The 23,464-nt window shown below is 59.2% G+C and carries 23 protein-coding genes and 1 tRNA gene; 12 read left to right on the forward strand and 12 right to left on the reverse strand.

Features of this window, described 5'->3' with window-relative positions; all coding sequences use genetic code 11:
* Positions 1–89: 89 nt before the first annotated feature.
* Together FJ417_RS18660 and FJ417_RS18665 are read left to right on the forward strand one after the other, a co-directional pair.
* Positions 90–968 carry an RNA ligase family protein gene (locus FJ417_RS18660; RefSeq protein WP_140784509.1) on the forward strand — a complete coding sequence of 293 codons (879 nt, stop codon included), beginning with the start codon at positions 90–92 and terminating at the stop codon, positions 966–968.
* Between the two features lie 3 nt (positions 969–971).
* Positions 972–1,268 (forward strand): hypothetical protein, encoded by a 297-nt coding sequence (locus FJ417_RS18665; RefSeq protein WP_140784484.1) that lies wholly within the window; start codon positions 972–974, stop codon positions 1,266–1,268.
* Positions 1,269–1,410: 142 nt separating this feature from the next.
* Here the strand turns inward: FJ417_RS18665 and FJ417_RS18670 are convergent, their stop codons facing one another.
* The 5 genes from FJ417_RS18670 to FJ417_RS18690 form a co-directional block, all read right to left on the reverse strand.
* Entirely contained in the window at positions 1,411–1,656 is a 246-nt protein-coding gene (locus FJ417_RS18670; RefSeq protein WP_140784485.1) for a hypothetical protein, read from the reverse strand.
* On the reverse strand, positions 1,653–1,946 hold the full coding sequence (locus FJ417_RS18675) for a hypothetical protein (protein ID WP_140784486.1): 294 nt from the start codon (positions 1,944–1,946) through the stop codon (positions 1,653–1,655). Before FJ417_RS18675 ends, FJ417_RS18670 begins: the two co-directional genes overlap by 4 nt.
* Before the next feature lie 184 nt (positions 1,947–2,130).
* Positions 2,131–2,823, reverse strand: coding sequence for an SOS response-associated peptidase (locus FJ417_RS18680; RefSeq protein WP_140784487.1), 693 nt, complete (start codon positions 2,821–2,823; stop codon positions 2,131–2,133).
* 9 nt (positions 2,824–2,832) lie between these two features.
* Positions 2,833–3,096, reverse strand: a complete 264-nt coding sequence (locus FJ417_RS18685; protein WP_140784488.1) for a hypothetical protein — start codon at positions 3,094–3,096, stop codon at positions 2,833–2,835.
* A 13-nt stretch (positions 3,097–3,109) separates the two neighbouring features.
* The gene (locus FJ417_RS18690) at positions 3,110–3,700 is read right to left on the reverse strand and encodes a hypothetical protein (RefSeq protein ID WP_140784489.1); all 591 of its coding nucleotides are present in this window, start codon (positions 3,698–3,700) and stop codon (positions 3,110–3,112) included.
* Between the two features lie 1,250 nt (positions 3,701–4,950).
* On the opposite strand from FJ417_RS18690, the gene FJ417_RS18695 reads away from it, so the two are divergent.
* From FJ417_RS18695 to FJ417_RS18710, 4 genes are read left to right on the forward strand one after another with little or no spacing between them, the layout of a single operon-like run.
* Positions 4,951–7,488, forward strand: coding sequence for a class I SAM-dependent DNA methyltransferase (locus FJ417_RS18695; protein WP_140784490.1), 2,538 nt, complete (start codon positions 4,951–4,953; stop codon positions 7,486–7,488).
* A gap of 2 nt (positions 7,489–7,490) precedes the next feature.
* Positions 7,491–8,756 carry a restriction endonuclease subunit S gene (locus FJ417_RS18700; protein ID WP_246687492.1) on the forward strand — a complete coding sequence of 422 codons (1,266 nt, stop codon included), beginning with the start codon at positions 7,491–7,493 and terminating at the stop codon, positions 8,754–8,756.
* Entirely contained in the window at positions 8,753–11,800 is a 3,048-nt protein-coding gene (locus FJ417_RS18705; protein ID WP_140784492.1) for an HsdR family type I site-specific deoxyribonuclease, read from the forward strand. Before FJ417_RS18700 ends, FJ417_RS18705 begins: the two co-directional genes overlap by 4 nt.
* Entirely contained in the window at positions 11,790–12,512 is a 723-nt protein-coding gene (locus tag FJ417_RS18710; protein WP_140784493.1) for a SprT family zinc-dependent metalloprotease, read from the forward strand. The genes FJ417_RS18705 and FJ417_RS18710 overlap by 11 nt, the downstream gene beginning before the upstream one ends.
* 61 nt (positions 12,513–12,573) lie before the next feature.
* Here FJ417_RS18710 and FJ417_RS18715 read toward each other — a convergent pair whose 3' ends face one another.
* On the reverse strand, positions 12,574–13,902 hold the full coding sequence (locus tag FJ417_RS18715; protein WP_140784494.1) for a reverse transcriptase/maturase family protein: 1,329 nt from the start codon (positions 13,900–13,902) through the stop codon (positions 12,574–12,576).
* 80 nt (positions 13,903–13,982) lie between these two features.
* A complete protein-coding gene (locus FJ417_RS18720) occupies positions 13,983–14,279 on the reverse strand; it encodes an Arc family DNA-binding protein (RefSeq protein WP_140784495.1) in 297 nt (98 codons plus the stop codon).
* Between the two features lie 135 nt (positions 14,280–14,414).
* On the opposite strand from FJ417_RS18720, the gene FJ417_RS18725 reads away from it, so the two are divergent.
* The 4 genes from FJ417_RS18725 to FJ417_RS18740 are packed head-to-tail and all read left to right on the forward strand — an operon-like array spanning position 14,415 to position 16,573.
* Entirely contained in the window at positions 14,415–14,570 is a 156-nt protein-coding gene (locus FJ417_RS18725) for an Arc family DNA-binding protein (RefSeq protein ID WP_140784496.1), read from the forward strand.
* 23 nt (positions 14,571–14,593) lie between these two features.
* Entirely contained in the window at positions 14,594–15,313 is a 720-nt protein-coding gene (locus FJ417_RS18730) for a DUF3102 domain-containing protein (RefSeq protein WP_140784497.1), read from the forward strand.
* Positions 15,314–15,317: 4 nt separating this feature from the next.
* On the forward strand, positions 15,318–15,536 hold the full coding sequence (locus FJ417_RS18735; RefSeq protein ID WP_140784498.1) for a hypothetical protein: 219 nt from the start codon (positions 15,318–15,320) through the stop codon (positions 15,534–15,536).
* Positions 15,533–16,573 carry a tyrosine-type recombinase/integrase gene (locus FJ417_RS18740; RefSeq protein WP_140784499.1) on the forward strand — a complete coding sequence of 347 codons (1,041 nt, stop codon included), beginning with the start codon at positions 15,533–15,535 and terminating at the stop codon, positions 16,571–16,573. The genes FJ417_RS18735 and FJ417_RS18740 overlap by 4 nt, the downstream gene beginning before the upstream one ends.
* Before the next feature lie 56 nt (positions 16,574–16,629).
* On the opposite strand, the gene FJ417_RS18745 is transcribed toward FJ417_RS18740, so the two are convergent.
* Positions 16,630–16,706: transfer RNA gene (locus FJ417_RS18745), tRNA-Arg, on the reverse strand.
* 134 nt (positions 16,707–16,840) lie between these two features.
* Entirely contained in the window at positions 16,841–18,004 is a 1,164-nt protein-coding gene (locus FJ417_RS18750) for a M20 aminoacylase family protein (RefSeq protein WP_140647422.1), read from the reverse strand.
* Between the two features lie 221 nt (positions 18,005–18,225).
* On the opposite strand from FJ417_RS18750, the gene FJ417_RS18755 reads away from it, so the two are divergent.
* Both FJ417_RS18755 and FJ417_RS18760 read left to right on the forward strand, forming a co-directional pair.
* Positions 18,226–19,392, forward strand: a complete 1,167-nt coding sequence (locus FJ417_RS18755; RefSeq protein WP_140657905.1) for a D-alanyl-D-alanine carboxypeptidase family protein — start codon at positions 18,226–18,228, stop codon at positions 19,390–19,392.
* Positions 19,393–19,400: 8 nt separating this feature from the next.
* Entirely contained in the window at positions 19,401–20,507 is a 1,107-nt protein-coding gene (locus tag FJ417_RS18760) for a GTP-binding protein (RefSeq protein ID WP_181183256.1), read from the forward strand.
* Between the two features lie 17 nt (positions 20,508–20,524).
* Here the strand turns inward: FJ417_RS18760 and FJ417_RS18765 are convergent, their stop codons facing one another.
* The 3 genes from FJ417_RS18765 to FJ417_RS18775 form a co-directional block, all read right to left on the reverse strand.
* Positions 20,525–20,776, reverse strand: a complete 252-nt coding sequence (locus FJ417_RS18765) for a sulfurtransferase TusA family protein (protein WP_140784501.1) — start codon at positions 20,774–20,776, stop codon at positions 20,525–20,527.
* Between the two features lie 49 nt (positions 20,777–20,825).
* Positions 20,826–22,115, reverse strand: a complete 1,290-nt coding sequence (locus tag FJ417_RS18770; RefSeq protein WP_140784502.1) for a murein L,D-transpeptidase family protein — start codon at positions 22,113–22,115, stop codon at positions 20,826–20,828.
* Between the two features lie 224 nt (positions 22,116–22,339).
* Positions 22,340–23,290: an acetyl-CoA carboxylase carboxyltransferase subunit alpha gene (locus FJ417_RS18775; protein WP_140647417.1), complete on the reverse strand. Its 951-nt coding sequence runs from the start codon at positions 23,288–23,290 to the stop codon at positions 22,340–22,342.
* Between the last annotated feature and the right edge of the window lie 174 nt (positions 23,291–23,464).

The following is a 23,464-nucleotide window of genomic DNA, read 5'->3' on the forward strand; positions in this document are numbered from 1 at the left end:
GTTCCGCCTTGCTTTTTCAGCAACGTCTAATGGAACGCTTATGGCCATTCGATATTAATTCAAATTGTGTGGTGTTGCGTGGAGTGGCTATGCGCAAGGGTGCTGGCGGGGACCGGTTGTCTTTTATCCCTCCAATGGAACCCGAGTTGGTCGAACAGCCGCCGAAAGGCGGCGAGTGGGGCCATGAGGTCAAATTCGATGGCTACCGGACACAGGTCGTTAAGGACGTTGACGGCATCCGCTTCTTCACCAAGAACGGCTTCGACTGGACGGCCAAATATCGGCCGCTCGCCGATGAGGCGGGGTCGATAGAGGCGGAGACCTTCATCATCGAAGGTGAGACAATCGTCGCCAACGAGGCCGGCCTTTCGGACTTTCATGCGCTGCGCTCGGCCATCACAAAACGCCCGAAAGACCTCTACCTTGTGGCCTTCGACCTTCTAAACCTCAACGGCCACGATCTGCGCGACATGCCGCTGAAGGACAGGCGCGAAATCCTGCGAGAACTGATCCCGGCCGGCGGTCATATCCAGTTCAGCGAAGCGCTGCCCGGCACTGGCGATGCTGTCTACCATTTGGCTTGCGAGGCGGGCTTGGAGGGCATCGTCTCGAAGCGGCTCGACAGCCTCTACCGCAGCGGCTCAACTATGAACTGGCGCAAGATCAAGTGCTACGTCGAGAAGGAAATGGACATAATCGGCGTGAAGCGAGAGATCGGAAAGCCGGCGATGGTGCTCATGGCTGATAAGGGGCACTACATGGGCGGTGCATTCGTCACCTTCAAAGCCGACAAGCGGCAGGCCCTATGGGACCGTGTGCAAGGCAAGGCCGGTGCTCCGCCGCCTAAAGGGCTCGCCAAGGAGAAAGCCGAATGGCTGAAGGCCGGTCTCGTGGGCCGTGTTAAGTTCCTCAAAGGCGAGCAGATGCTTCGTCATGCCTCGCTGAAGGATTTTCGAGAGGAGGAGTAACCAATGCGCATGATGGTTGTGATAGCGGCGTTTCTGACGGTCTCAAACGCGGCATTCGCCCAAGAGCAAGTTGCTCCAGAGCAGCCGCGATGCTGGCTGGGATCGACGAGCTATTCCCCGGGAGCAACGGTTCGCGCGGGTGAGGGCGTCATGTTGTGCACGCCCGCGTTTGTATGGGAGACCAGCAAGGCGGCAGCGTCCGGTTGCGTCTTCGAGCAAAAATTCTTCAACACTGGCGCCATCCATGAAGGCAATGAATGCCAGCCAGATGGCACTTGGTCGACGATCTCAAAGCCGTAGGCCAGATTTGCGCGGTGCTTGCGAGGTGGTCGGCGCTTCTCGTTGGGCATGAATTGACGCCGGCCCGACGGACCGGCAGGCTTATCGCATATTCCAGATAGCTAAAACACGGGATTGCGACATGACGTGATCGCCTAAGGTGCTATAGCGACTTGCCCGCTCGGATCATCGCTCGTGCAATTGCCAGTTCAGCTTCAACCCTGGCGTTTTCCTTCTGGGTCATGTTGTCTGCAGCGATCAGACGACGAAGCGACCGCATCACCTCGCCGCGCTGCCACCCAGCCTCCATCATACAATCCACAATGGCCTGAAAGCCGGGCTCCATCGCCTCCTGACAGTCAATCTCGCGGTCAAGGTAATCGCGCTCATTCCGTGGTGCCCTGATCATGCGTTGCCGTCCACAGAGCTTTCCTCGTCAAGGGCGTACGGCACCGGCAGATAGGCATTGGCAACCAACCAATCGCCCACAATGGTTCTGACCAGCTCCGCCTTCGACAGACCCATCTCGGCTGCCAGACTTGAAAGGGGCTCCTCGACGTTCGGTTCAAGCACAAGGCCAGTCACGTTCCGGAGCATCAGGGCCGCGCGCCTGAGCATGATCTGCAAATCTGCGCGGGAAATCTCGGCGATCTGATCAGCCGCAGTTTCGAGATCGGCGGCAATGGTCAAGCGGGACATCAACAACTCCGTCACAGATAGCGTTCGCCCTCGGCCCGGTGCTCGAAGCAAAACCAGTGGGGTGCCTGTTTAGGCTTGGCGAAGCCCCACCCGGCATCCTTGTTACATCCGCTGTGCTCGCAGACATGATCCTGCACTCCTGGTTTGGTGGCGTATTCGGGCCTCGGTAATCTGATTTCGTCGCTCATAGCGGATTGATCGGTCCAACTAGCCCGGAGTGGTCGTTGGGCTGTTTGTTGATGGCTGCCGAGTTGACCTCGCGTCCCACGCGATTGAATTGGAGCTGGCCGTCGATATCGTGCGAGAGCAGCCCCTTGAGATCGCCTGCCGGCGTCTCCGAATTCAACCAGGCGTCATAGTAGGCATGATCGAGGATCAGAGGCTGCCTGTCATGAAGCTGCTGCATCGGCTCGCCTGCCCGCTCGGTGATGATCGTGCAGCTCGTTATGTCGAGCGTCTTATTGTAGGCCCACAAGCCGGCGAACGAGAAGGGAGCATGACCCGGCAGGTAGATGTGCCATGGGTCCTTGCCGCCATCGGCCGGGCTTTTGGTCCATTCGTAAAACCCATCCGCCGGGATCAGGCAGCGTTTCGATTTGAATGCGTCTCGGAAGGCTGGGGTGGTGTCAAAGGTCTCTATGCGCGCATTGAACATCGGCGCCTTGGGCATCTCCTTCGCCCAAAAAGGCACCAGCCACCACCGGCCGGCGCGAACCTTATGGTTGCCGTCATCTGCCGCCGTGATGAATGGCACCTCGTCAGTCGGCGCGATGTTGTAGCGCGGCGCATCGTTGCGGCCGATATCAGCCGGCGCGGTCAGCCTGTAGAGCCGGTGGATTTCAGACCACGGCAGATATCTGGTGTAGCGCCCGCACATTGTGCTTGCTCATTCCATGTCAGGTACGTCGCCGCTTACAAACAGGGTGTTTGGCGGGCCGTAGTCTCCTAGCGCCGGATCGGCATCCCGGCTCCAGGCGATGACGCCGACATGCTTGCCAGCTAGTGCTTTTGCAGTTCGGATCGCCCGCTCTTCGCTTTGCTGATCGGTCGGGCCGTACATCGGAAAGAGCTCTCCATCGTCGCCGCGGTCAAATGCGACCACAACAATAAGCTTCGGCTTTTTCTGCTCTGGAAGGACGTGGGTTGACATTCAACGGCCTTTATCAATTGAGGGATGCCGATCCCGCCTCAAGTGCATCGACAGCATCGAGCACGGCCTGGCGCTTCGGCTCGATAGGCTCGTCTGGAGTGAACCCCGCGAGCGAGAGCGACGAATAGGCGACCGTTACCGCGCTGACGAGTTGTTGCGCCTTCGAGCTATTCGGCATCTCGGCGGTGGCGGCGAGCGCCAAGAAAAATACTCGGTTGTCCGTGAATTCGCCTTTGCCGTCTTCCGCCCGTACGATGGTACGCATCCGCGCCAGTGCACTTGCGCGATCGGTGAGCTGTATATCGGGATCGTGCAGCAACTGCAGGCCATCAACATGATGCTTCTTCTCGTCTGGCCATCCCACGCAACACGCCTCCATCGCAGCCTTGCTGGCTGCCCACCACGCTTGGGCGGCAACGTACTCCTCTTCCGATGGTTCCTGGTCTGGCGGGAAGCCCATGTCGTCCCAGCGCTCCACTGCAGATGCGCCGTCAGCAGCTTCCTCGGCCGTTATTCCGGCGTGGTCGAGTACAGCTCTTGCTGCCTCGATCCCGCGCTGCTTTTCCTCAGTGGTCGCGCCCCTGGCGTCCATCAAAATGTTCATCTTTGGCCTCCCTGTGGCTGCCGTGCCCACAGTGAACGAAATAAGAACAAAATTGTCAAGCGACCCTTGACCGCGTAGGACTAAGTTCCTCATTTCAGCATATGCCGGAGCAACCCGAGAAGTGGCCGCGAGGTGCCGCCTGGACGCTGACACATGCCCATGATGCCGGGCAGGTGGCAGGCATTCGTTGTGCCCGCTGCAACATCACGCGGTACTACAAGCCGGCAGAGCTTCGGGAGGTAATCGGGAACGTCACGATTAACGAGGTGCGGGATAAGGTACGCTGCCAGGAATGCAAAAGCCGAGAGTGGATGAGCGCCCAGCTCTTTCATCCCACGGGAGAGCAGGCGCACACCATCCGATACAGACGCCTCGTGGAAATCCGCTGGGAGAAGCGGGTTATCTGGCGGGACGAAAAATAACCAGCAGAGCGAGGAGGGCGGGTTGGGAGCCCCGCCCTTGAGATCAAACTGTCATCTGATCTGAGATTATGGCCTTCATCATACGTGCGCCTACCGCATATGTTCGGCCCCGGCTCTGAGGAGGTTCGCCTACCAGGTTTTCGTACCAGACACGCAACTCAGTGACGGCGGCATCTGGCATGATGTCGGTGCAATTCCATAGCAGGCCGCAGAGCACGGATAGTGAAACTCTTCTGCCGCGCAGCCCGATCTCAGGTTCACCCTGTTCTGGCTCCCAATCTTCGAAAACATCAATTGCATCACAAAACACCGCCCGAAGGTCTCCGGGTGCATGACCTCCACGCAAGTGCGGCGTATGGCTCTGAGTAGACATGGCTCACCCTTTCAATTTTTCCACGAGTGCAGGATTGCTGTCCCGCGCTGTGAAAAAATCCCCGAAGGGTGCCGTATTTCGGTAGGCTGACAGTCGGAGCTACCGATAGTGACCAGCGATGATGGCGATTGGCTCGCCGCAGTGAAACATAATCACTGCCTGACGAAATGCCAAGCCTTGTTGATTGCACATCGACGCTTGAACGCCCCCTCGCCGGTAAGCAAGGTTCTAACTCTCGATAACCTTCACTTATCAAAGGTTACAATCGGGAAATCCGACGTCTAAGAGGGTCCAATTTTCGCACCCTCGGGCATGTGAATTCACATCGATGGGCCAGCGCCGATAAGAGACCGGTGCACATGTATCGTACGGCGGACACTATCTCTTCCGATCCCGCTTCCAATCGGGCATTGAGAGACGACGATACAGTCGCAAACGGTAGGCGAGGCATAAGCGTGGCGGTCAAGAAATCCCAGATATACAGCTCTCTTTGGAAAAGCTGTGACGCGCTGCGCGGGGGCATGGATGCCTCGCAATACAAGGATTACATCCTCACACTGCTGTTCCTGAAATATGTTTCCGATAGGTCGGACAGCGACCCCGAGGCCCAGATCGAGGTGCCCGAAGGTTGCCATTTCGAGGACATGCTGGCACTCAAGGGCAGCAAGGATATTGGCGAGGAGATCGACAAGATTGTCGAAAAAATCGCCGAGACCAATGGCTTGGGAGGCGTCATCAACAATGCCTCTTTCAACGACCCGGCTAAGCTAGGCGACGGCAAGGACATGGTGGAACGCCTGTCCAACCTGCTAGAAATCTTCAGCCGCCCCGAACTGGATTTCCGGAAGAACCGGGCCGAGGGCGACGACATCCTGGGTGACGCTTACGAATATCTCATGCGGCACTTCGCAACGGAAAGCGGGAAGTCCAAGGGTCAGTTCTACACGCCTGCGGAAGTCAGCCGGATCATGGCAAAAGCGGTTGGCATCAACTACCGGACGCCGCGCACTGCCACGATTTATGACCCGACCTGCGGTTCCGGTTCGTTGTTGCTGAAGGCAGCAGATGCCGCGCCCGACGGTCTTTCGATCTACGGGCAGGAAAAAGATGTCGCCACCTTCGCCCTGGCCCGGATGAACATGGTGATCCACAACAATGCTGACGCCGAACTCTGGCGCGGTAATGTCATAACCCAGCCGCATTTCAAGAACCCGAACGGAAGCCTCAGAACCTTCGATTTCGTCGTTGCCAACCCGCCATTCTCCGATAAGGCTTGGAGCACCGGCTTGGAACAGGATTTTGGCCGGTTCGTGGACGGAACCCCGCCTGCCAAAAATGGCGATTACGCCTATCTGCTCCATGTCATCGGCAGCATCAAGTCCACCGGCAAGGCGGTCATCGTTATGCCTCACGGGGTGTTGTTCCGGGGCAATGCTGAAGGTGAAATCCGTAGGCGGATCATTGCTCGGGGCTACATCAAGGGCATCATCGGCCTACCCGCCAACTTGTTTTATGGCACTGGCATCCCCGCCTGCCTGGTCGTGCTCGACAAGGAAAACGCGCAGGCTCGCACCGGCATCTTTATGATAGACGCATCGAAAGGCTTCGTGAAGGATGGCCCGAAGAACCGCCTGCGCCATCAGGACGTGCACAAGATCGTCGATGTGTTTCTGCGCGGCACGCAAATCCCCGGCTATTCCCGCATGGTGTCGGTAGCAGAAATCATGTCCGCAGAGAACGGCGGCAATCTCAACCTCCCCCGCTATATCGACAGCAGCGAGCCGGAAGACCTGCAAGACATTGACGCCCATTTGAAGGGCGGCATCCCAGCAGCCGACATCGACGCACTAGATCGCTTCTGGCGAGCTATGCCCAGCTTGCGCGACGCCATGTTCCAGCAGCATGAGCGGTCCGGCTATCTTTCCGCCCGCCATGCCCCGACGGAGGTGCGCGGGAGCATCACGCAGCATCCGGATTTCGTCTCGTTGGGCCATCGGCTTGATCAAGTCTTCGCCGAATGGCGCGGGGCGAATATCGAACGGATGCGGCGCTTCGGCCCCGGTCAGCATCCTAAGGACCTCATCCACGCCCTTTCGGAAGACCTGCTTGAGCGGTTCAGGGCTGCCCCCCTGATCGATGGTTATGACGCTTATCAGCACATCATGACCTTCTGGTCGGACGTAATGCAGGACGACGCTTATCTGATCGCGTCCGACGGCTGGGATGCGGCGAGGGCGATCCGCGAACTGGTAAAGGACAAGGACGGCAAGTTCACGGAGGAACCGGACATCGTGCTAGGCAGCGGGCGCTCCGCCCGGCGGCTGAAGGCGGAGATTATCCCGCCAGCACTGATAGTTGCCCGCTTCTTTGCGAAGGAGAATGCAGCGCTGGAAGCGATGGAAGCGGAGCTAGAGGATGTTGAGCAGCGCATCGCCGAACTCGACGAGGAGCACGGCGGCGAGGACGGCACGTTGGTCGAGTGCCGCAATGACAAGGGCAAGGTGACTTCCGCTCTGCTGAAGGCGCGGCGAAAGACGCTGGTCGGCGAGCTGGATCAGGGCCTTTTCAAACGTTACGACAAACTGGCTAAGCAGGGTGGTGCCGAAGAACGGATCAAGGCCGAACTGATTGAGGCGGTTCCGGACTTTCTGGAGATGCTCGTCATCGACGACATGCTGAGGCTGCTGGATGATGAGAGCGAGAGGGCGACTGCCGTCAAACAGGCGAGGGCGAAACTGGATGCCAAGACAGTGGCAAAATACGCCCAGCTCACTGAGGCCGAAGCGAAGGCGCTGGTGGCGGAAGACAAGTGGATATCTGCCATCGAGACCGCAATCCGGGGCGAGCGGGACCGCATTGCTCAAGGCCTGACTGGGCGGATCGCGACCTTAGTGGAGCGCTATGCCGAAACCCTGCCAGTGCTGTCGGAGCGAATAGCAAAGCTTGACGGCAAAGTCGCCGAGCATCTCAAGGCGATGGGGTTTGCGTGGTGAGCATGGTCCCGGATGATAAGGCCAATGCTTCAAAAGCGCTGCCAGCCGGTTGGCGCTGGACAACAATTGGAGAGCATTATCGGTTCAAGAATGGGCTAAACAAGGCCAAACGCTTTTTCGGCCACGGTACGCCGATCATCAACTACATGGATGTGTTCAACCATCAGCGCCTCAGAGCCGATGACGTCCAGGGAAAGGTTACAGTCACCGCTGACGAAACCAAGAACTATTCCGCCAAGCAGGGAGATGCGTTTTTCACGCGCACTTCAGAAACTGTGTCGGAAATCGGCATGGCTTCGGTGCTGGTGGAACAGATTGACAAAGCAGTGTTCAGCGGGTTCGTGCTTCGCGGCCGCCCGATCAATGGCGATCTCGATCCTCAGTTTGCTGCCTTCGCGCTTCGCGCCAGGGATGTCCGCAAGCAGATCGAACTGCGGGCCACCTACACGACCCGCGCACTGACAAACGGTCGGTCCCTGTCGGAAGTTACTTTCCCGCTGCCAGGAAAAGACGAACGGCATGATATTGCCCAAGCTTTGACGGATATCGACGAATTGATCGCCGCGCTCGATACCCTGGTCGCCAAGAAGCGGGCCATTCGGCAGGGGGCCATGCAACAACTCCTCACCGGCAAGCGCCGCCTTCGGAGCTTTTCGGAGGAGTGGAAAATGAGAAAGGTTGGCGAATTAGCTAAATGCCTCCGTGGCGTTTCCTACAAAGGCGACACCGATCTGAGAGAAAGTTCTGGTCCAGCCACACGGACATTGCTTCGTTCGAATAATATTCTTGAAGGTAGATTGACCTTTGATGACGTTCAGTATGTCGTGCAGGACAGGGTTAAGGATAAGCAATTGCTCCGAAAGGGCGACATCCTCCTATGTATGGCCAATGGCAGTAAGGCGCTTGTTGGCAAGTCTGCATTGATTGAAGCTGATTTTGATGGGTTAACGTTCGGTGCCTTCATGGGTTGTGTTAGGCCAGAAAATCCAGATGAAGGAGCATTCCTACATTTACTTTTTCAATCTCATGCGTATCGCCTCCAAATTGCCGATGCGCTTTCAGGTTCCAGCATTAACAACCTCGCCCCTAGTCAGGTCGAAGGGCTGGCCTTTGGAATGCCGGATGCTGATGAAAGGATCGAGATCGCTCATCATCTTCTAGCATTTGAGAGCGAAGTGAATGCCCTTTTGGACTGGCTGGTGAGGTTGAGGGCACTTCAGCAAGGCATGACGCAGCAATTACTGACCGGAAGGATCAGGCTGAAATGAGCACAATCGGGCAAAGGGAACGCGCCACGCAGCGTCGCATCGTCGCCCTGTTCCGCGACCGGCTGGGCTATGACTATCTCGGCGAATGGGTCGATAGGGCGGAAAACCGCAATATTGAGGCCGATCTGCTTACACCATGGCTTTCGGGCAAATACGATCCTGACCTGATCCAGCGCGCCATTGCCGAACTTCGCCGGGAAGCGGGCAATCAGGCCGCCATCCCTTATGAGGTCAATCAGGCGGTCTACAAGCTGCTGCGTTATGGCGTGAAGGTTTCTTCCGGCCCCGGTCAGCCCTTCCAGACGGTGCGTCTGATCGACTGGGATGAGCCACTCAATAACCATTTCGCCATAGCAGAGGAGGTGACGGTTCGTAACCCCGATGGCGGGTCAACCAAACGGCCGGACATCGTGCTCTATATCAACGGCATCGCAGTGGGCGTGCTGGAGCTGAAGCGGTCCACCGTTTCCGTTTCCGAGGGTATCCGGCAGAACCTCGACAACCAGAAGGGCATGTTCATCCGCCCTTTCTTCGCTACCATTCAACTTGTCATGGCGGGCAACGATACTGAAGGGCTGCGCTATGGCACGACCGAGACAGGCGAGCCTTACTACCTCGAATGGAAGGAGCCAGATGAGGCAGCGGGCCTACCGCCGCTGAAACTGGACTGTGACATTATTCATATGTGCGGCAAGGAGAGGCTGATTGAGCTGCTGCACAATTTCGTCGTCTTCGATGCGGGCATCAAGAAGCTGTGCCGCCCCAATCAGTATTTCGGGGTGAAAGCCGCCCAGGAGCGGGTGCGGCGCCGTGAAGGCGGGATCATTTGGCACACGCAAGGATCGGGCAAGAGCTTGACGATGGTGTGGCTGGCCAAGTGGATCAGGGAAAATGTGCGCAACGCCCGCGTGCTGATAATCACCGACCGTACCGAGTTGGACGAACAGATCGAAAAAGTCTTCCTTGGGGTTGGCGAACAAATCTATCGGACCCGGTCCGGCGCAGACCTGATCGGTGTTTTAAACGACACCACGCCCTGGCTGATCGGATCGCTGGTTCACAAGTTCGGTGGCAATGACCAGGAGGATATCGCCCATTACATCGACGAGGTGAAGGCGGCACTCCCCAGAAATTTTTCCGCTAAGGGTGACATCTATGTCTTCGTCGATGAGTGCCACCGCACCCAAAGTGGCGACCTGCACAAGGCGATGAAGAGTATCCTGCCCGGTGCCATGTTCATCGGCTTCACCGGCACGCCGCTGTTGAAGCAGGACAAGGCGACTAGCCTGGAGGTATTCGGCACCTACATTCACACCTACAAGTTCGATGAGGCGGTGGAGGACGGGGTGGTGCTCGACCTGCGCTATGAAGCCCGCGATATCGACCAGCACATCACTTCGCCCGAGAAGATCGACCAATGGTTCGAGGCCAAGACGCAAGGGCTAACCGACATTGCCAAGGCGCAGCTCAAGCAGCGTTGGGGAACGCTGAAAAAAGTGCTCTCCAGCCAATCTCGGCTGGAACAGATCGTGCGCGACATCATGTTTGACATGGAAATGCGGCCACGGCTGAAATCAGGCCATGGCAACGCGATCCTTGTTTCTGGTAGCATCTACGAAGCGTGCAAGTTCTACGAGCTGTTCGAGAAGACCGAACTTGCCGGTAAATGCGCCATCGTGACCTCTTATCGCCCGTCGCCAAACGACGTGAAGGGTGAGGGCGCTAACCTCACGGAGCGCCTGCGCCAGTATGACATCTACAATCGGATGCTGGCGGGCAAAGACCCAGACGCCTTCGAGAAGCAGGTCAAGGAGCGTTTCATCAAAACCCCGGCACAGATGAAGCTGCTGATCGTGGTGGACAAGCTGCTCACAGGCTTCGACGCGCCTTCTGCCACCTACCTCTACATCGACAAGAAAATGCAGGATCACGGCTTGTTTCAGGCCATTTGCCGGATCAACCGGCTGGATGGCGAGGACAAAGAATATGGCTATGTGATCGATTACAAGGATTTGTTCCGCCACCTTGAAGGTGCGATCACTGACTATACGTCGGAAGCCTTTGAGAATTTCGATAAGGAGGACGTGGATGGCCTATTGAGCGACCGGATCGCCAAGGCTCAGCAGCGGCTGGACGACAATCTCGAAGCCCTGCGCGCGCTGTGCGACCCAGTAGCCCCACCCAAAGATACTGCCGCGCATATCCACTATTTTTGCGGGCCAGACACGAAGGACAAGGACCAGCTAAAGGAGAACGAGCCGAAGCGGCTCACGCTCTATAAGCTTTCGGCTACGCTGCTGCGGGCCTATGCCGACATTGCGGGGGATATGGACCAGGCGGGCTATGGGCTGGCCGAGGTGACGGCAATCAGGGCTGAAGTCGAGCATTTTCAAAAGTTGCGGGACGAGATCAAGCTGGCAAGCGGCGACGCCATTGACCTGAAGATGTATGAGCCAGCCATGCGGCACCTCATTGACACCTATATCAAGGCCGATGACAGCGAGGTGCTCACCAATTTCGACGATATGTCGTTGATCGATCTAGTCGTCGCACGGGGCGCGAATGCGGTGAAGGAGCTACCCGAAGGGATCAAAGGGAGCAAGGATGCCGTTGCAGAGACCATAGAAAACAACGTACGCAAACTGATTATCGACGAAAGTCCGGTCAACCCGAAGTACTACGAACGCATGTCTGAACTGCTCGATGCGCTGATCGAACAGCGCCGTGCGGAGGCCATCGATTATGCCGAGTATCTGGAAAAGGTCGCGGAGCTGACAAAGCTGGCTGCGAACCCATCGTCATCAACCAGCTATCCCGATAGTGTGAAAACGCCAGGGCAACGTGCGCTGTTCGACAACCTCGGCGGCCACGCGGGCCTTGCGACGGCTATAGACGCCGAGGTGAAGGCCAAACGTAAGGCAGACTGGCGCACCAATCCGATCCGGGAGAGGATGGTGAGGAATGCGATCCGGGTGCACATTCCCGACAATCCGAGCCAGCTCGATGCGATCCTCGCCATTGTTCGCGAACACCATGAATACTGAGGTTCTGGAAATAGCCGGCCTCGAAGTCGAGCTTGTTCGCAAACCGATCAAGAACCTACATCTTGGGGTCTATCCGCCAGAGGGGCGCGTTCGTGTGGCAGCCCCGCCGACCGTGAGCGACGAGGCAGTGCGTGTTGCGGTGGTATCGCGCATGGGCTGGATAAATCGACAGCGCAACAAATTTAAGGCGCAGGCTCGCCAGAGCCAGCGTGAGTATGTATCCGGCGAAACCTATTTCCATCTCGGACAGCGCTATCGCCTGCGGGTAATCGAGCAACGCAAGGCCTCCGGTGTTCGTATCTCCGGTGATCAGCGCTTGGAGGTGGCTATTCCCCCCGGCAATGACGTCGCATTCAGAGAAAAGGTCTTCCAGCGCTGGCAGCGAGCCTTGCTGCGAGAACGGGCTCTCGTTCTCATTGATGAGTGGTCGGCTAGGCTCGGTGTTGCGCCGCCGACACTTGGTATAAAGCGCATGAAGACGAAATGGGGCACCTGCAATCATGCAGCGCGTCGCATCTGGCTAAACCTAGAGCTAATCAAAAAGCCCCCGGTATGTATCAGCTACATCGTCTTGCACGAGATCGCGCATCTTCTTGAAGCCAATCACGGCGAGGCTTTCGTGGCGATCCTCGATCTGCACATGCCGAACTGGCGAACTCACAAGGATCAACTCAACGCGGAGCCGCTGGCCCACGAGGAATGGGTCGGCTAGAAGAGTGGTTAAGCGAGACACCTCAACGAACATAACTGGCTGCTACGGTTGGTCCGGACGATCATGCCTCGTAGATGTTCAAGTCACTTGAGGGCATCTTCTTCGCCAGCCCCATGATCTTGTCGGCGTCTTGGCCGGTGGCGAGCGATAGGGTCTCGATCCGCTCGAAGAGTTCTTTCTTATGCTCGCTCACGTCGTCGGCCTGCGAAAAAGTGCTCAACCAGGATAGGATATGGTGGGCAAACCGCACCGCGGCGGACATAGCATCAAACGACACCCAAATCTTTCCCTGATCAGTCGCGAACTTATCGGTGATGCGCTCATGTTCCTCGGCAGTCCAAGCCATGATTTTGTGAATGTTGGCTGGTGAGATCGTCACCTTCAGTGCACCATCAGGCTGCTCGGCAAAGGCGTGACCGAGGAACTCCACCCCTGAATGCAACGAGCCGCTGGATTTCTCCAGCAGCTCGAATTTACCGACCGGCATCTCCTCAATCGAGGATGTCAGGGCGTTCTTGGCCTTTTGAGCCCTCTCGGGCGACTGCGCCAGAATGAGAAAATCGTCAACGTAGTTCAGGAACCATGCACCCTTTGGGAGCTTCGGCTCGATCTTTGACATAAAGAAATTGGCGATTGCTGGCGAGCAGGCGCAACCCTGCGGCATACCGCGTTCGGCGATGAGAGACAGGTAGTGATCGAGAATATCCTGTAGGGCTGTTTCCTCCTTACTCAGCTTCTGTCCATGCAGTTGGTAGTGCTTCCCTATTGCCACGTGTTCAGTCACGTCCTTTGCTATCGGCAACGCCTGGACGATAGCGGAGTGGTCGAAGCTGTCAAAGAAGCTCTTGATGTCCAGCCAAACAAAGTGGACATATCCCGTGGCGAAAAGCTGTCTTGCCTTCTTCACCGCGTCGGCAATGCCTTGTCCCCGCACGCCGTATTGGAACGGCTTCGCCTGGAACTGGGCATTGATCATGTCCGCGACGAGCGCCTGCGCGGCTCGATGGCGCACGTCGAAGTCACAAAAATACCGATATCCGCCGTTTGACTTCTTCTTGAGATAGACCCGTACCGGCTCGTCGATTGGCTCATGCAGGTTCAGTTGTCCCGCCATCTGCTGATACTGCGGCACCTCCAGCTTCTCGTGGTAATCGAGCCGCTTTGCAGCACGGATCAGGGCGTCGAACCGGACCAGCTTGGACCCGAGGTAAACAGCCTGCGCCTTCTTCGGTGCTTTCGAACCCTTACCAGCCTTCTTTAGCTTGCTACGCAGCGCGGCCCGACGCTTGGTTGCCTTGCCGACAAGGGCCTGCACCTCTTCCACCGATTGGTTCGTCGCCCAGCCGTGCGGAAAATGGCTGCCACCGATCCATAGCGGTTGCTTGGTCAAGTTTGTCTCGCTGAGCCTTCGAGTAGGGCAGGGATTTCTTCACTGGGGGTGGGCCAAAAAACGCAATCCAATTGCGGCTTTCATTCCTTGATCCCGTCCAACTTTGTGAGCCGCTTGCTGAGCGAGTGGATCATCCCAATCAGAAGCTCGATCTGCATTTCGGCGTCATGCAGCCGTTGTTCGATTGAAGATGCATCGGCTTCATCGTCCATGATGTGCCCCTGCTCCTCGGCTCTGAAGCTCCATTCCAGGCGACGAATTATCTCACTGCTTAAGGGGCGCATCGCCGCTTCGGCACAGGCTTCGATCCTCTCCTTCAGCCCGCTGGGAAGTCTCAACTTCAGCTGAGGGGCTGTTCGTGGGTCTGCTCGTTTCATTGGCCCGCCAAGTGTTCTCGTGGTGATCCGGGTTATCTATCACACCTTTTTGGACCCGAATAGACCCGCACGGACCCTTGCTATGTGGGTTTATTCGGGTTAACGTGGGTCCATAAATAAATGAGGGTCTGATCAATGCCTGTCACCGATCTGAAAATCCGCCTTCCTGCCGATCTCAAGAAGCGGCTGGTGGAACGTGCCTCGAACAATGACCGCTCAACGGCTGCCGAGGCACTCAACATCCTCAGAACGGCGCTCAAGACCGAAGAGGATCGGTCAGAGCCTGCATAGTTCAACTAAACGTGGAGCTACCGATGAAAACCAAACCTGTAGCCACAAGGCTTAAGTCGAAGACCGCCCACCTGAACAGCGCCAAGGCCAAGAAGGTCGCCAGGGCGGCGGTTAGCGGGCATTCCGGCTATGACTATCGTCTGATCGAAGACGCTGTCGTTCGCGAAAGGGCCGAACTCGTCGCAGCCGAAATCAAAGCCAATCTTGAGATCGTCAAAAAGGCTTTTCTCGACAATGGTCGCAAGCTCTTGGCGATCAAAAATGATCTTGGCCACGGTCAGTTCCTCAGTTGGGTAGCCAGCGAGTTCGATTGGTCGGAGCGTACCGCCAACAACTACATGTGCGTTGCACAGCAACTCGGCGATGATTTCCACCTTGTCAGCTATCTGCCGTCACAGACGATATACCGGCTCGCGTCCAAGAGCGTTTGTCAAAAGGTGAGGACCAAGGTCATCGCTTCTGCAAAATCCGACAAGCGATTGACTGCCGATCAAGTCGAGGCAGCCATGGAGAAAGCGAAGGTCATCAGGCTGCCGGCGTCCTCAAAACAAATCGAGGGGGAAGTCGTTTCGACAAATCCAGGTACGACCGCAGAACCATCGTCCAGGCAGACAGCGTCAGAAACGTTGGTGCACTTAATTGCACTGAAGCACCTGCCGGAGTTCATCCGGTTGGCCGAGATTGCCGGTATTCGTCTGTCGGTGGAGTTCCTTGCCGCAGCCGCCCAAAGGCCAGCAGCGTAAGGCCGTGCTGAAGTTCGCGAAGGTCGTTCACAAGCTGCAAGCCAAGCAAAAGGGAAAACTCAGCCCTGTGGCTATCAAAAAAGTTGTCAAGACGGTGCAGGGGCTTGGGCTTTCCGTCACAGGCGTGAAGGCACACCCGGATGGCTCGTTCTTCGTCGAAACCGGCAAGGACGATTTGAAAAATGCCAACGAGAACGAATGGGATGAGGTGTTGGAGCAATGAAGCGCCTTCCTAAATATGTATCCGAGTTCCGCGACCGGCACGGCAAGATGCGCGTCCGGTTCCGGCGCAAAGGGCAGCCCGAGTACTATTTCAAGGCTGTGCCGTGGACGCCTGCATTCATGCAGGAGTACCAATCATGCCTTCAAAAGACCGTTGTCCCTGTGGTTGTTGGTGCGAGCCTCGTGGCCGCAGGAACGATGTCGGCACTGATCGTCGCATTCTATGGATCGCCGGACTTCAAAAAGCTCGCCTCCAGCACGAGGAAGCAGTACCGGCACGTGATCGAGCGGTTCCGCAATAAGCATGGCGACAAACGTGTAGCTGCGATTGAACGCAAGCACCTCAAGGCGATCATGGGGACGATGCACGAGACGCCAGCAGCGGCGGACAATCTCTTGGATCGCATTAAGCAGTTGATGGCATTTGCTGTGGACATCGGCATGCGGAAGGACAATCCGGCTCTCGGGATGAAAGGCTTCAACAAGCATACCGATGGCTGGCACACATGGACCGAGGCTGAGATTGAGCAATTCGAGGATCGTCACCCCGTTGGGAGCAAGGCCAGGCTGGCGTTGACGCTTTTGCTGTTCACGACACAACGGCGCTCGGATGTGGTTAGAATGGGCTGGCAGCATGTGAGCCAAGACGGCATCGCTGTCGGTCAGCAGAAAACGCATGCACGCTTGGTCATTCCGATCCATCCTTCGCTGGCGAAGGTGCTTGAAAAGACGCCGCGTGAGCACCTGACATTCCTGATGACCGCCCATGGCAAACCGTTCACCTCCAACGGCTTCGGCAATTGGTTTCGCGACCGGTGCAACGGAGCGGGCCTCCCGCAGTGTTCTGCTCATGGCCTGCGCAAGGCTGCATCACGCCGCCTTGCCGAAGAGGGCAAAACCAATCAGCAGATCAAGGCCATCACCGGGCACAAGACCGACAACGAAGTTGCCAGATACACCGCAGCTGCCGATCAGAAGCGTCTCGCGCGGCAGGCGTTTGGAATGGATGAGGAACAGAAACTGTCTAACCTGGCCTGAGAGTTAGACAATTCTGTTCCTAAGGCATTGAAAAAACAGGGCGCTTTGGGTGGGGATGGTGATCCCGACAGGAATCGAACCTGTGACCTACAGATTAGGAATCTGCCGCTCTATCCTACTGAGCTACGGGACCACGCGGCCAGACACATAGCCGCTTCGGGTCGGTTCGCCAAGGGGCATGCTGACCTACCCATAGGCCGTAATGTCTCCGCGAGGCCGGGCTGAGCCGGCCAAGCATATGGCGGCGGGGCCTTCGCCGGTGGCCGCTCAGGCGGCCAGCGCGGTTTCGGCCAGCTTCACCCAATAGCTCATGCCGTGCGGGATGACCTCGTCGTTGAAGTCGTAGGCGGGGTGATGCAGGCCGGCCGAGTCGCCGTTGCCGATGAAGATGAAGGCGCCGGGGCGGGCTTCCAGCATATAGGAGAAATCCTCGCCGCCCATCACCGGCTGGATGGCGCGGTGGACATGGCTGTCGCCGGCGATATCGGCGGCGACATCGCCCGCAAACACGGTCTCCTCGGCATGGTTGAAGGTGACGGGGTAGTTGGCGTCGTAATCCACCGCGATGGTGGCACCGAAGGCGGAGGCGAGCCCGGCGCAGAGCGCGCGAATGCGCTCTTCCGATTTCTTGGCCACTTCCTTCTTCAGCGTGCGCACGGTACCGGCGATCTCGGCGCTTTCGGGAATGACGTTGTAGGCGTCGCCGGCATGGAACTTCGTCACCGACACCACCACGGCCTCGACCGGATCGGTGCTGCGCGAGGCGATGGTCTGCAGCGCGCCGACCAGCTGGCTGGCGATGACGATCGGATCGATCGTGCCGTGCGGCATCGCGGCATGGCCGCCGCGGCCCTTGACGGTGATGGTGAATTCGGCGGTCGCGGCCATGATCGGGCCGGGCTTGATGGCGAACTGGCCGACCGGCAGGCCCGGCATGTTGTGCATGCCGAACACTTTCTCGATGCCGAAGCGCTCCATCATGCCGTCCTTGACCATTTCGTTGCCGCCGCCGCCGCCTTCCTCGGCCGGCTGAAAGATCACCGCCACGGTGCCGGTGAAATTGCGCGTCTCGGCGAGGTATTTGGCGGCTCCAAGCAGCATCGCGGTATGGCCGTCATGGCCGCAGGCATGCATCTTGCCGCGCACGGTCGAGGCCCATGGCTTGCCGGTGATCTCGTCGATCGGCAGCGCGTCCATGTCGGCGCGCAGCCCGATGGTCGGGCCATCGCCCTTGCGACCGCGGATGATGCCGACGACGCCGGTCTTGCCCAGTCCCGTCACCACCTCGTCGCAGCCGAACGCCTTCAGCTTTTCGGTGACGAAGCCGGCGGTCTGGAAGACGTCGAAATTCAGCTCCGGTGTCTGGTGCAGATGTCGTCGCCAGCCGGCGACTTCTTCCTGCATTTGCGCGGCGCGGTTCAGAATCGGCATGATCGTTCCATCTCTTGGTTGATTGACGGCAGTCGGTTCAGATCCGCTGCTCAGCAATTGTGATTATGTTGAACTTTGCCATTTTGGCGTCACATAGGGTAAATAGCACCACAACAATGCGGTCCGGGGTCGAGGGTCGAGCCGCATTTGTGCTGGCGATGGGTAACGAAATCTTACGGACCCAGCGGCGACTACGGCAAGAGGCGATTTCGGATTTGATCATGCGGCAAAGGCATTTCCTCAACCTGTTGCTGGCAGGCGCGCTGGCGCTTCCGGCGCTCGCCGGCGCGGCGCGTGCCAACCCGGTCGTGCTTTTCGACCTCAAAAGCGGCTCCATTCTGGAGCATCAGGACGCGTTCAAGCGCTGGTATCCGGCCTCGCTCAGCAAACTGATGACGGCCTATGTCACCTTCCGCGCGATCCAGGCGGGCGAGGTGGCGCTCGATTCGCCGATCAAGGTAACGAAGCATTCCGCCGGTGAGCCGCCGAGCAAGATGGGCTTCAAGCCCGGCTCGGTGATGCGGCTCGACAATGCGCTGAAGATGATGCTGGTCAAGTCGGCCAACGACATCGCCATGGCCGTCGGCGAGAATATCGGCGGGTCGCAAGCCGCCTTTGCCGACCGCATGAACGCGGAGGCGGCCAGGCTCGGCATGGTGGGCACGCATTTCGTCAACCCGAACGGGCTCTATTCGCCGGAACAGTACACGACCGCGCGCGACCTTGCCGTGCTGGTGGCGGCGCTGCGCAATGATTTTCCGCAATACGCGCCCTGGTTCTCGATCGAAGGTCTTGCCGTCGGCAAGAGGGCCATCCCGAACTACAATCTGCTGATCGGCCGCTATCCCGGAGCGGACGGCATGAAGACCGGCTTCGTCTGCTCTTCCGGGTTCAACATGATCGGCTCGGCGACGCGCAACGGGCGCACGCTGGTCGCCGTCGTGCTTGGCGAGAAATCGGCGATCAGCCGCGCCGAAGCGGCGGCAAAGCTGCTCGATCTGGGTTTTGAGATGCCGTCGGCCACTTCGACCACGCTTGGCGCTCTCAAGCCCTATGGCGACACGCTGTCGCCCAACGACATGCATGACGAGATCTGCGCGAAGAAACCGAAGGAGGAGCAGTCCGAGGCGGCGCCCGAGGTTGCGGCCAAGGACAAGTCGAAATCGCCCTACCAGGTGAAGCTCGACCACCCGACACTGGTCGCGGTCGGACTCGGCGGCGCCACGGGGCCAGCGCCCAAGGCATTCGTCGACCAGGTCGACCAGAACTATGCCGATGTGCCGCTGCCGATCTGGCGGCCGGACAGACCGGCGCCGGCCGGCGCCGAGCCGCTGGCGACGGCCGCCGCCGGAGCCCAGGGCGACCAGCCCGTCAAAGCTGCCAACTAGCCAAGCTGATGAGCGGCTTTCCCATTCCCGTTTCGGTGCTCACCGGCTTTCTCGGCGCCGGCAAGACGACGCTGCTCAACCGGCTGCTCAAGGATCCGGAGCTTGCCGACACGGCGGTGATCATCAACGAGTTCGGCGAGGTTGCGATCGATCATCTCCTGGTCGAGCAGGCCTCGGACGGCATCATCCAGCTTTCCGATGGTTGCCTCTGCTGCACGGTGCGCGGCGACCTCGTCGACACACTCGCCGATCTCGTCGACCGGCTGCAGACCGGCCGTATCGCGAAACTGGCCCGTGTCGTCGTCGAGACGACGGGTCTGGCCGATCCGGCGCCGGTGCTGCAGTCGATCATGGCGCATCCGGCGCTGGTGCAGGCGTTCCGGCTCGACGGCGTCATCACGCTGGTCGACGCCGTCAACGGCGAGGCCACGCTCGATGCCCATGTCGAGGCGGTGAAACAGGCCGCGGTGGCCGACCGCATCGTGCTGACCAAGGCCGACCTTACCGACGCGGGCGGGGTCGAGGCGTTGCGGGCAAGACTCAAGCAGATCAATCCGGGCGCCGTCGTGCTCGATGTCGGCGAGGCCGGCGCCGCGGCGCTGTTCAATTGCGGCCTCTATGATCCTGAGACCAAGTCCGCCGACGTGCGGCGCTGGCTTGGCGAAGAGGCGGCGCACGACCATGATCACGACCATCACCACCATGACGGCGACCATGATCCCCACCACCATCATGAGCATCGCCACGACACGCGCGTGCGCTCGCACTCGCTTGTCCATGACGGCCCGGTGCCGTTCTCGGCGATCGAGATGTTCCTCGACCTTCTGCGCTCGACGCATGGCGAGAAACTCCTGCGCATGAAGGGCGTCATCGAGCTCGCGGAGGACCCCTCGCGGCCGGTGGTCATCCACGGCGTGCAGAAGATCCTGCATCCGCCGGCAAGACTGCCGGCCTGGCCCGATGGCCAGCGCGGCACCAGGCTGGTGCTGATCACGCTCGATATGCCGGATGATTATATCCGGCGGCTGTTCGCCGCCTTCACCAACAAGCCGTCGATCGACACGCCGGACCGCGCGGCGCTGGAAGCCAATCCGCTGGCGATAGCTGGATTGTAAGCCGAAAAGACACCGGCTCAGGCCGCGTTGCCGCGCTCGACCAGGAAGCGGTGGCCGCCGGCGACCGCGGCCGTTTCGACCAATTGGTGACCGGCATCGGCGCAGAAGGCCGGGATGTCGATCACCGCGAGCGGATCGGTGGTCTCGAGCCACAGCCGGGTGCCAGGTCGCATCGCGGCCAGTCGCTTGCGGGCCTTCAGCACCGGCAACGGACAGTTCAGTCCCTTGAGATCGTAGTTGGCGGGCGGCTTTACCTTTTGTTCATGCATGTCGTTATCCCAAAACCGCCTTCCACTCTTGGCGACATGCATAAAAATCTCAGCCGCCGAACATGCCGAGCAGCTTCTTCTTCAGCTTCGACACGGTGCCCTGGTCGGCATCGACGGCCTGCTGCGCTGGCTGGACGGCCGCGGGTTCGACGCCGGCGGTGACGACCGGCTGCTGCGCGGCCTGCTTGGCGGCCTCCTTCTCGGCCAGCGCCTGCGCCTTTGCCTGTTCCTTGGCGGCCTTGGCCGCCTCGATCGCCGCGAGGCGCTGCTCTTCGGCCTTGCGCTTGGCTTCCTTTTCCGCGTCGGCTGCTGCCATCTTGCGGCCGAGCGGGGAATCTATGCGGCCCATGCGGGTCGTTTCCGTCACCGAGCCGTCGGAATTCATCGAGGGCGGATCGATCGGCACGCGCTCGCCGCGGGCGCGGCGCTTCGACCAGTCGGAAACGATGCTGGCTTCCTTTACGCCGGCAATCGTCGGCTTCGGTGGCGGCGTGCTCGATTTTACGGCCGAATTGAAGGCCGCGTCGTAGCTCTTCTCGTAATTGGCGTAGGCCGTCTTCAACGAATCCGGCTGGGTCGTCGCAGGGCAGGGGCCAGTCGGGTCGAAGGTCGTGCCTTCGGGCGCGACCTGATTGAAGACGTAGCGCTTCTCGCAGACGTCGACCTTCGGCGGCACCTTGGTGATCTCGAAATTGTCGTAGCCGACCTTCAGCATCTTCCAGAATTCGTAATTCGGGTCGCTGCGGTAGCGCGCCATGTTGGCGGCGGTCATGCGGAACGGGAAAGCCTGGACCTGGAACTCGGTCTGGCCGCCCTGGAAGGCGTCGCGGCCGAAGGCATAGATCTGCTCGATCTGGGCGTCGGTCATCGAATAGCAGCCCGACGACGAACAGGCGCCATGAACCATCAGGTTCTGGCCGGTGCGGCCATTGGCGCGGTCATAGGCGTTGGGGAAGCCGATGTTGAAGGACAGATGGTAATTCGAGCGCGGATTCATCTGCGACGGACGCACCGTGTAGAAGCCCTCCGGCGCCTGGCGGTCGCCCTCGGTGTATTTGGGGCCGAGCTTTCCCGACCATTTGCAGATGTCGTAGCTGGCGACGAGATCGTAGCGGCCATTGGTCTTGGCCTTCCAGATCTCCAGCTTGCCTTCTTCCTTGAAGATGCGCGCCATTACCGAGGAGGTGCGCACCATGCCTTTGGCCTTCATGTCGGCGAGGATCTTGTCCGGCAACGGCTTGTTGGCCTCCGGCGCGAAATCCTTCATCGATGAATCATTGCAGCCGGCGACGCCAATGGCGGCGATAAGGACTCCGGTGCGGGCAAGCTTGGCAAACATCGGTACGGCTACGTCTCTTCTTTCGGGCCAACGGCTCTCGGCATGGCTTGACCCGCAGGCTGAACACCGGTGGATCGTAAGCCCGTTAACCTTGAAAATTCCTTACCGCAAGCCTTCGCGACAAATTGGGCCAACCCCTCACGGCAAGTCCATTGAGCCGAATCCGGCGGCATTTTTGTGGCGAAATTGGTCGTTGCCGCCACAGTTTACCGCAAGATGCCCGATTAAAGGCTGCGGCCCATCGCCAGGTACTTCTCGCGGCGCTGCTCGCGGAAATCGGTGTTGGCGCCGGCAAAGTCCTTCATCGTCCTGGCGATGAGGTCGCCGGTGGACGCAATCACCGTCTCCGGCGCGCGCTGGGCGCCGCCCATCGGCTCGGGAATGATGGCGTCGATGATCTTCATTTCGAGAAGATCCTGCGCGGTGATCTTCATGTTGGTCGCCGCGTCCTTGGAGCGCGTGGTGTCGCGCCACAGGATCGAGGCGGCACCCTCGGGCGAGATCACCGAGTAGATGGCGTGTTCCAGCATGTAGACGCGGTTGGCGGTGGCAATCGCGATGGCGCCGCCGGAGCCGCCTTCGCCGATCACCACCGAGATCGACGGCACTTTCAGCGACAGGCAAGCCGAGGTCGAACGCGCGATGGCCTCGGCCTGGCCGCGCTCCTCGGCGCCGACGCCGGGATAGGCGCCGGCGGTGTCGACCAGCGTCAGCAGCGGGATCTGGAAGCGGTCGGCAAGCTCCATCAGCCGCACCGCCTTGCGGTAGCCCTCGGGGCGCACCGAGCCGAAATTGTGCTTGATACGGCTTGCCGTGTCGGAGCCCTTCTCCTGGCCGATCACCGCGACGGGCTCGCCGCGGAAACGGGCGAAGCCGCCGACGATCGCCTGGTCGTCGCCGAAATTGCGGTCGCCGGCCAAAGGCGTGAAATCGGTGAACAGCGCCTTGATGTAGTCAACGCAGTGCGGGCGGTCGGGATGGCGCGCGACCTGCACCTTCTGCCAGGGCGTGAGCGCCTTGTAGAGATCGCGCAATGCGTCGCGCGAACGCTTTTCCAGCCTGCTGATCTCTTCGGCGACATCGACCGCCTCGCCGTTCTCGGCAAGCTTCTTCAGCTCAAGGATCTTGAGCTCCAGATCCTGCACCGGCTTTTCGAAGTCGAGGTAGTTGTACATGCTTGAGCGGACCGATCCGTCGGAAGGCAATGGCAGGCGGAACCGCTGAAATGCCGGCTCCGGGGGGTGGAACGTCGCCCTCACATAGCGATATGAGGCCTAGTCGGCAAGCGGATGATGATCGTTGACCAGCCGCACCAGCCGCTCCTCCAGCACGTGGGTGTAGATCTGGGT

Origin of the sequence: Mesorhizobium sp. B3-1-7, assembly GCF_006439385.1 — a bacterium.
Taxonomy (GTDB): domain Bacteria; phylum Pseudomonadota; class Alphaproteobacteria; order Rhizobiales; family Rhizobiaceae; genus Mesorhizobium.

Bases quoted from the DNA above. Each gene is read 5' to 3' on its own strand.
- FJ417_RS18665 (WP_140784484.1), top strand. From the start codon at position 972: ATGCGCATGATGGTTGTGATAGCGGCGTTTCTGACGGTCTCAAACGCG.
- FJ417_RS18765 (WP_140784501.1), bottom strand. From the start codon at position 20,776: ATGCATGAACAAAAGGTAAAGCCGCCCGCCAACTACGATCTCAAGGGA.
- FJ417_RS18730 (WP_140784497.1), top strand. From the start codon at position 14,594: ATGAAAACCAAACCTGTAGCCACAAGGCTTAAGTCGAAGACCGCCCAC.
- FJ417_RS18710 (WP_140784493.1), top strand. From the start codon at position 11,790: ATGAATACTGAGGTTCTGGAAATAGCCGGCCTCGAAGTCGAGCTTGTT.
- FJ417_RS18760 (WP_181183256.1), top strand. From the start codon at position 19,401: ATGAGCGGCTTTCCCATTCCCGTTTCGGTGCTCACCGGCTTTCTCGGC.
- FJ417_RS18660 (WP_140784509.1), top strand. From the start codon at position 90: ATGCGCAAGGGTGCTGGCGGGGACCGGTTGTCTTTTATCCCTCCAATG.
- FJ417_RS18770 (WP_140784502.1), bottom strand. From the start codon at position 22,115: ATGTTTGCCAAGCTTGCCCGCACCGGAGTCCTTATCGCCGCCATTGGC.
- FJ417_RS18700 (WP_246687492.1), top strand. From the start codon at position 7,491: ATGGTCCCGGATGATAAGGCCAATGCTTCAAAAGCGCTGCCAGCCGGT.
- FJ417_RS18670 (WP_140784485.1), bottom strand. From the start codon at position 1,656: ATGATCAGGGCACCACGGAATGAGCGCGATTACCTTGACCGCGAGATT.
- FJ417_RS18685 (WP_140784488.1), bottom strand. From the start codon at position 3,096: ATGTCAACCCACGTCCTTCCAGAGCAGAAAAAGCCGAAGCTTATTGTT.
- FJ417_RS18725 (WP_140784496.1), top strand. From the start codon at position 14,415: ATGCCTGTCACCGATCTGAAAATCCGCCTTCCTGCCGATCTCAAGAAG.
- FJ417_RS18750 (WP_140647422.1), bottom strand. From the start codon at position 18,004: ATGCCGATTCTGAACCGCGCCGCGCAAATGCAGGAAGAAGTCGCCGGC.
- FJ417_RS18680 (WP_140784487.1), bottom strand. From the start codon at position 2,823: ATGTGCGGGCGCTACACCAGATATCTGCCGTGGTCTGAAATCCACCGG.
- FJ417_RS18720 (WP_140784495.1), bottom strand. From the start codon at position 14,279: ATGAAACGAGCAGACCCACGAACAGCCCCTCAGCTGAAGTTGAGACTT.
- FJ417_RS18690 (WP_140784489.1), bottom strand. From the start codon at position 3,700: ATGAACATTTTGATGGACGCCAGGGGCGCGACCACTGAGGAAAAGCAG.
- FJ417_RS18740 (WP_140784499.1), top strand. From the start codon at position 15,533: ATGAAGCGCCTTCCTAAATATGTATCCGAGTTCCGCGACCGGCACGGC.
- FJ417_RS18775 (WP_140647417.1), bottom strand. From the start codon at position 23,290: ATGTACAACTACCTCGACTTCGAAAAGCCGGTGCAGGATCTGGAGCTC.
- FJ417_RS18675 (WP_140784486.1), bottom strand. From the start codon at position 1,946: ATGTCCCGCTTGACCATTGCCGCCGATCTCGAAACTGCGGCTGATCAG.
- FJ417_RS18755 (WP_140657905.1), top strand. From the start codon at position 18,226: ATGCGGCAAAGGCATTTCCTCAACCTGTTGCTGGCAGGCGCGCTGGCG.
- FJ417_RS18705 (WP_140784492.1), top strand. From the start codon at position 8,753: ATGAGCACAATCGGGCAAAGGGAACGCGCCACGCAGCGTCGCATCGTC.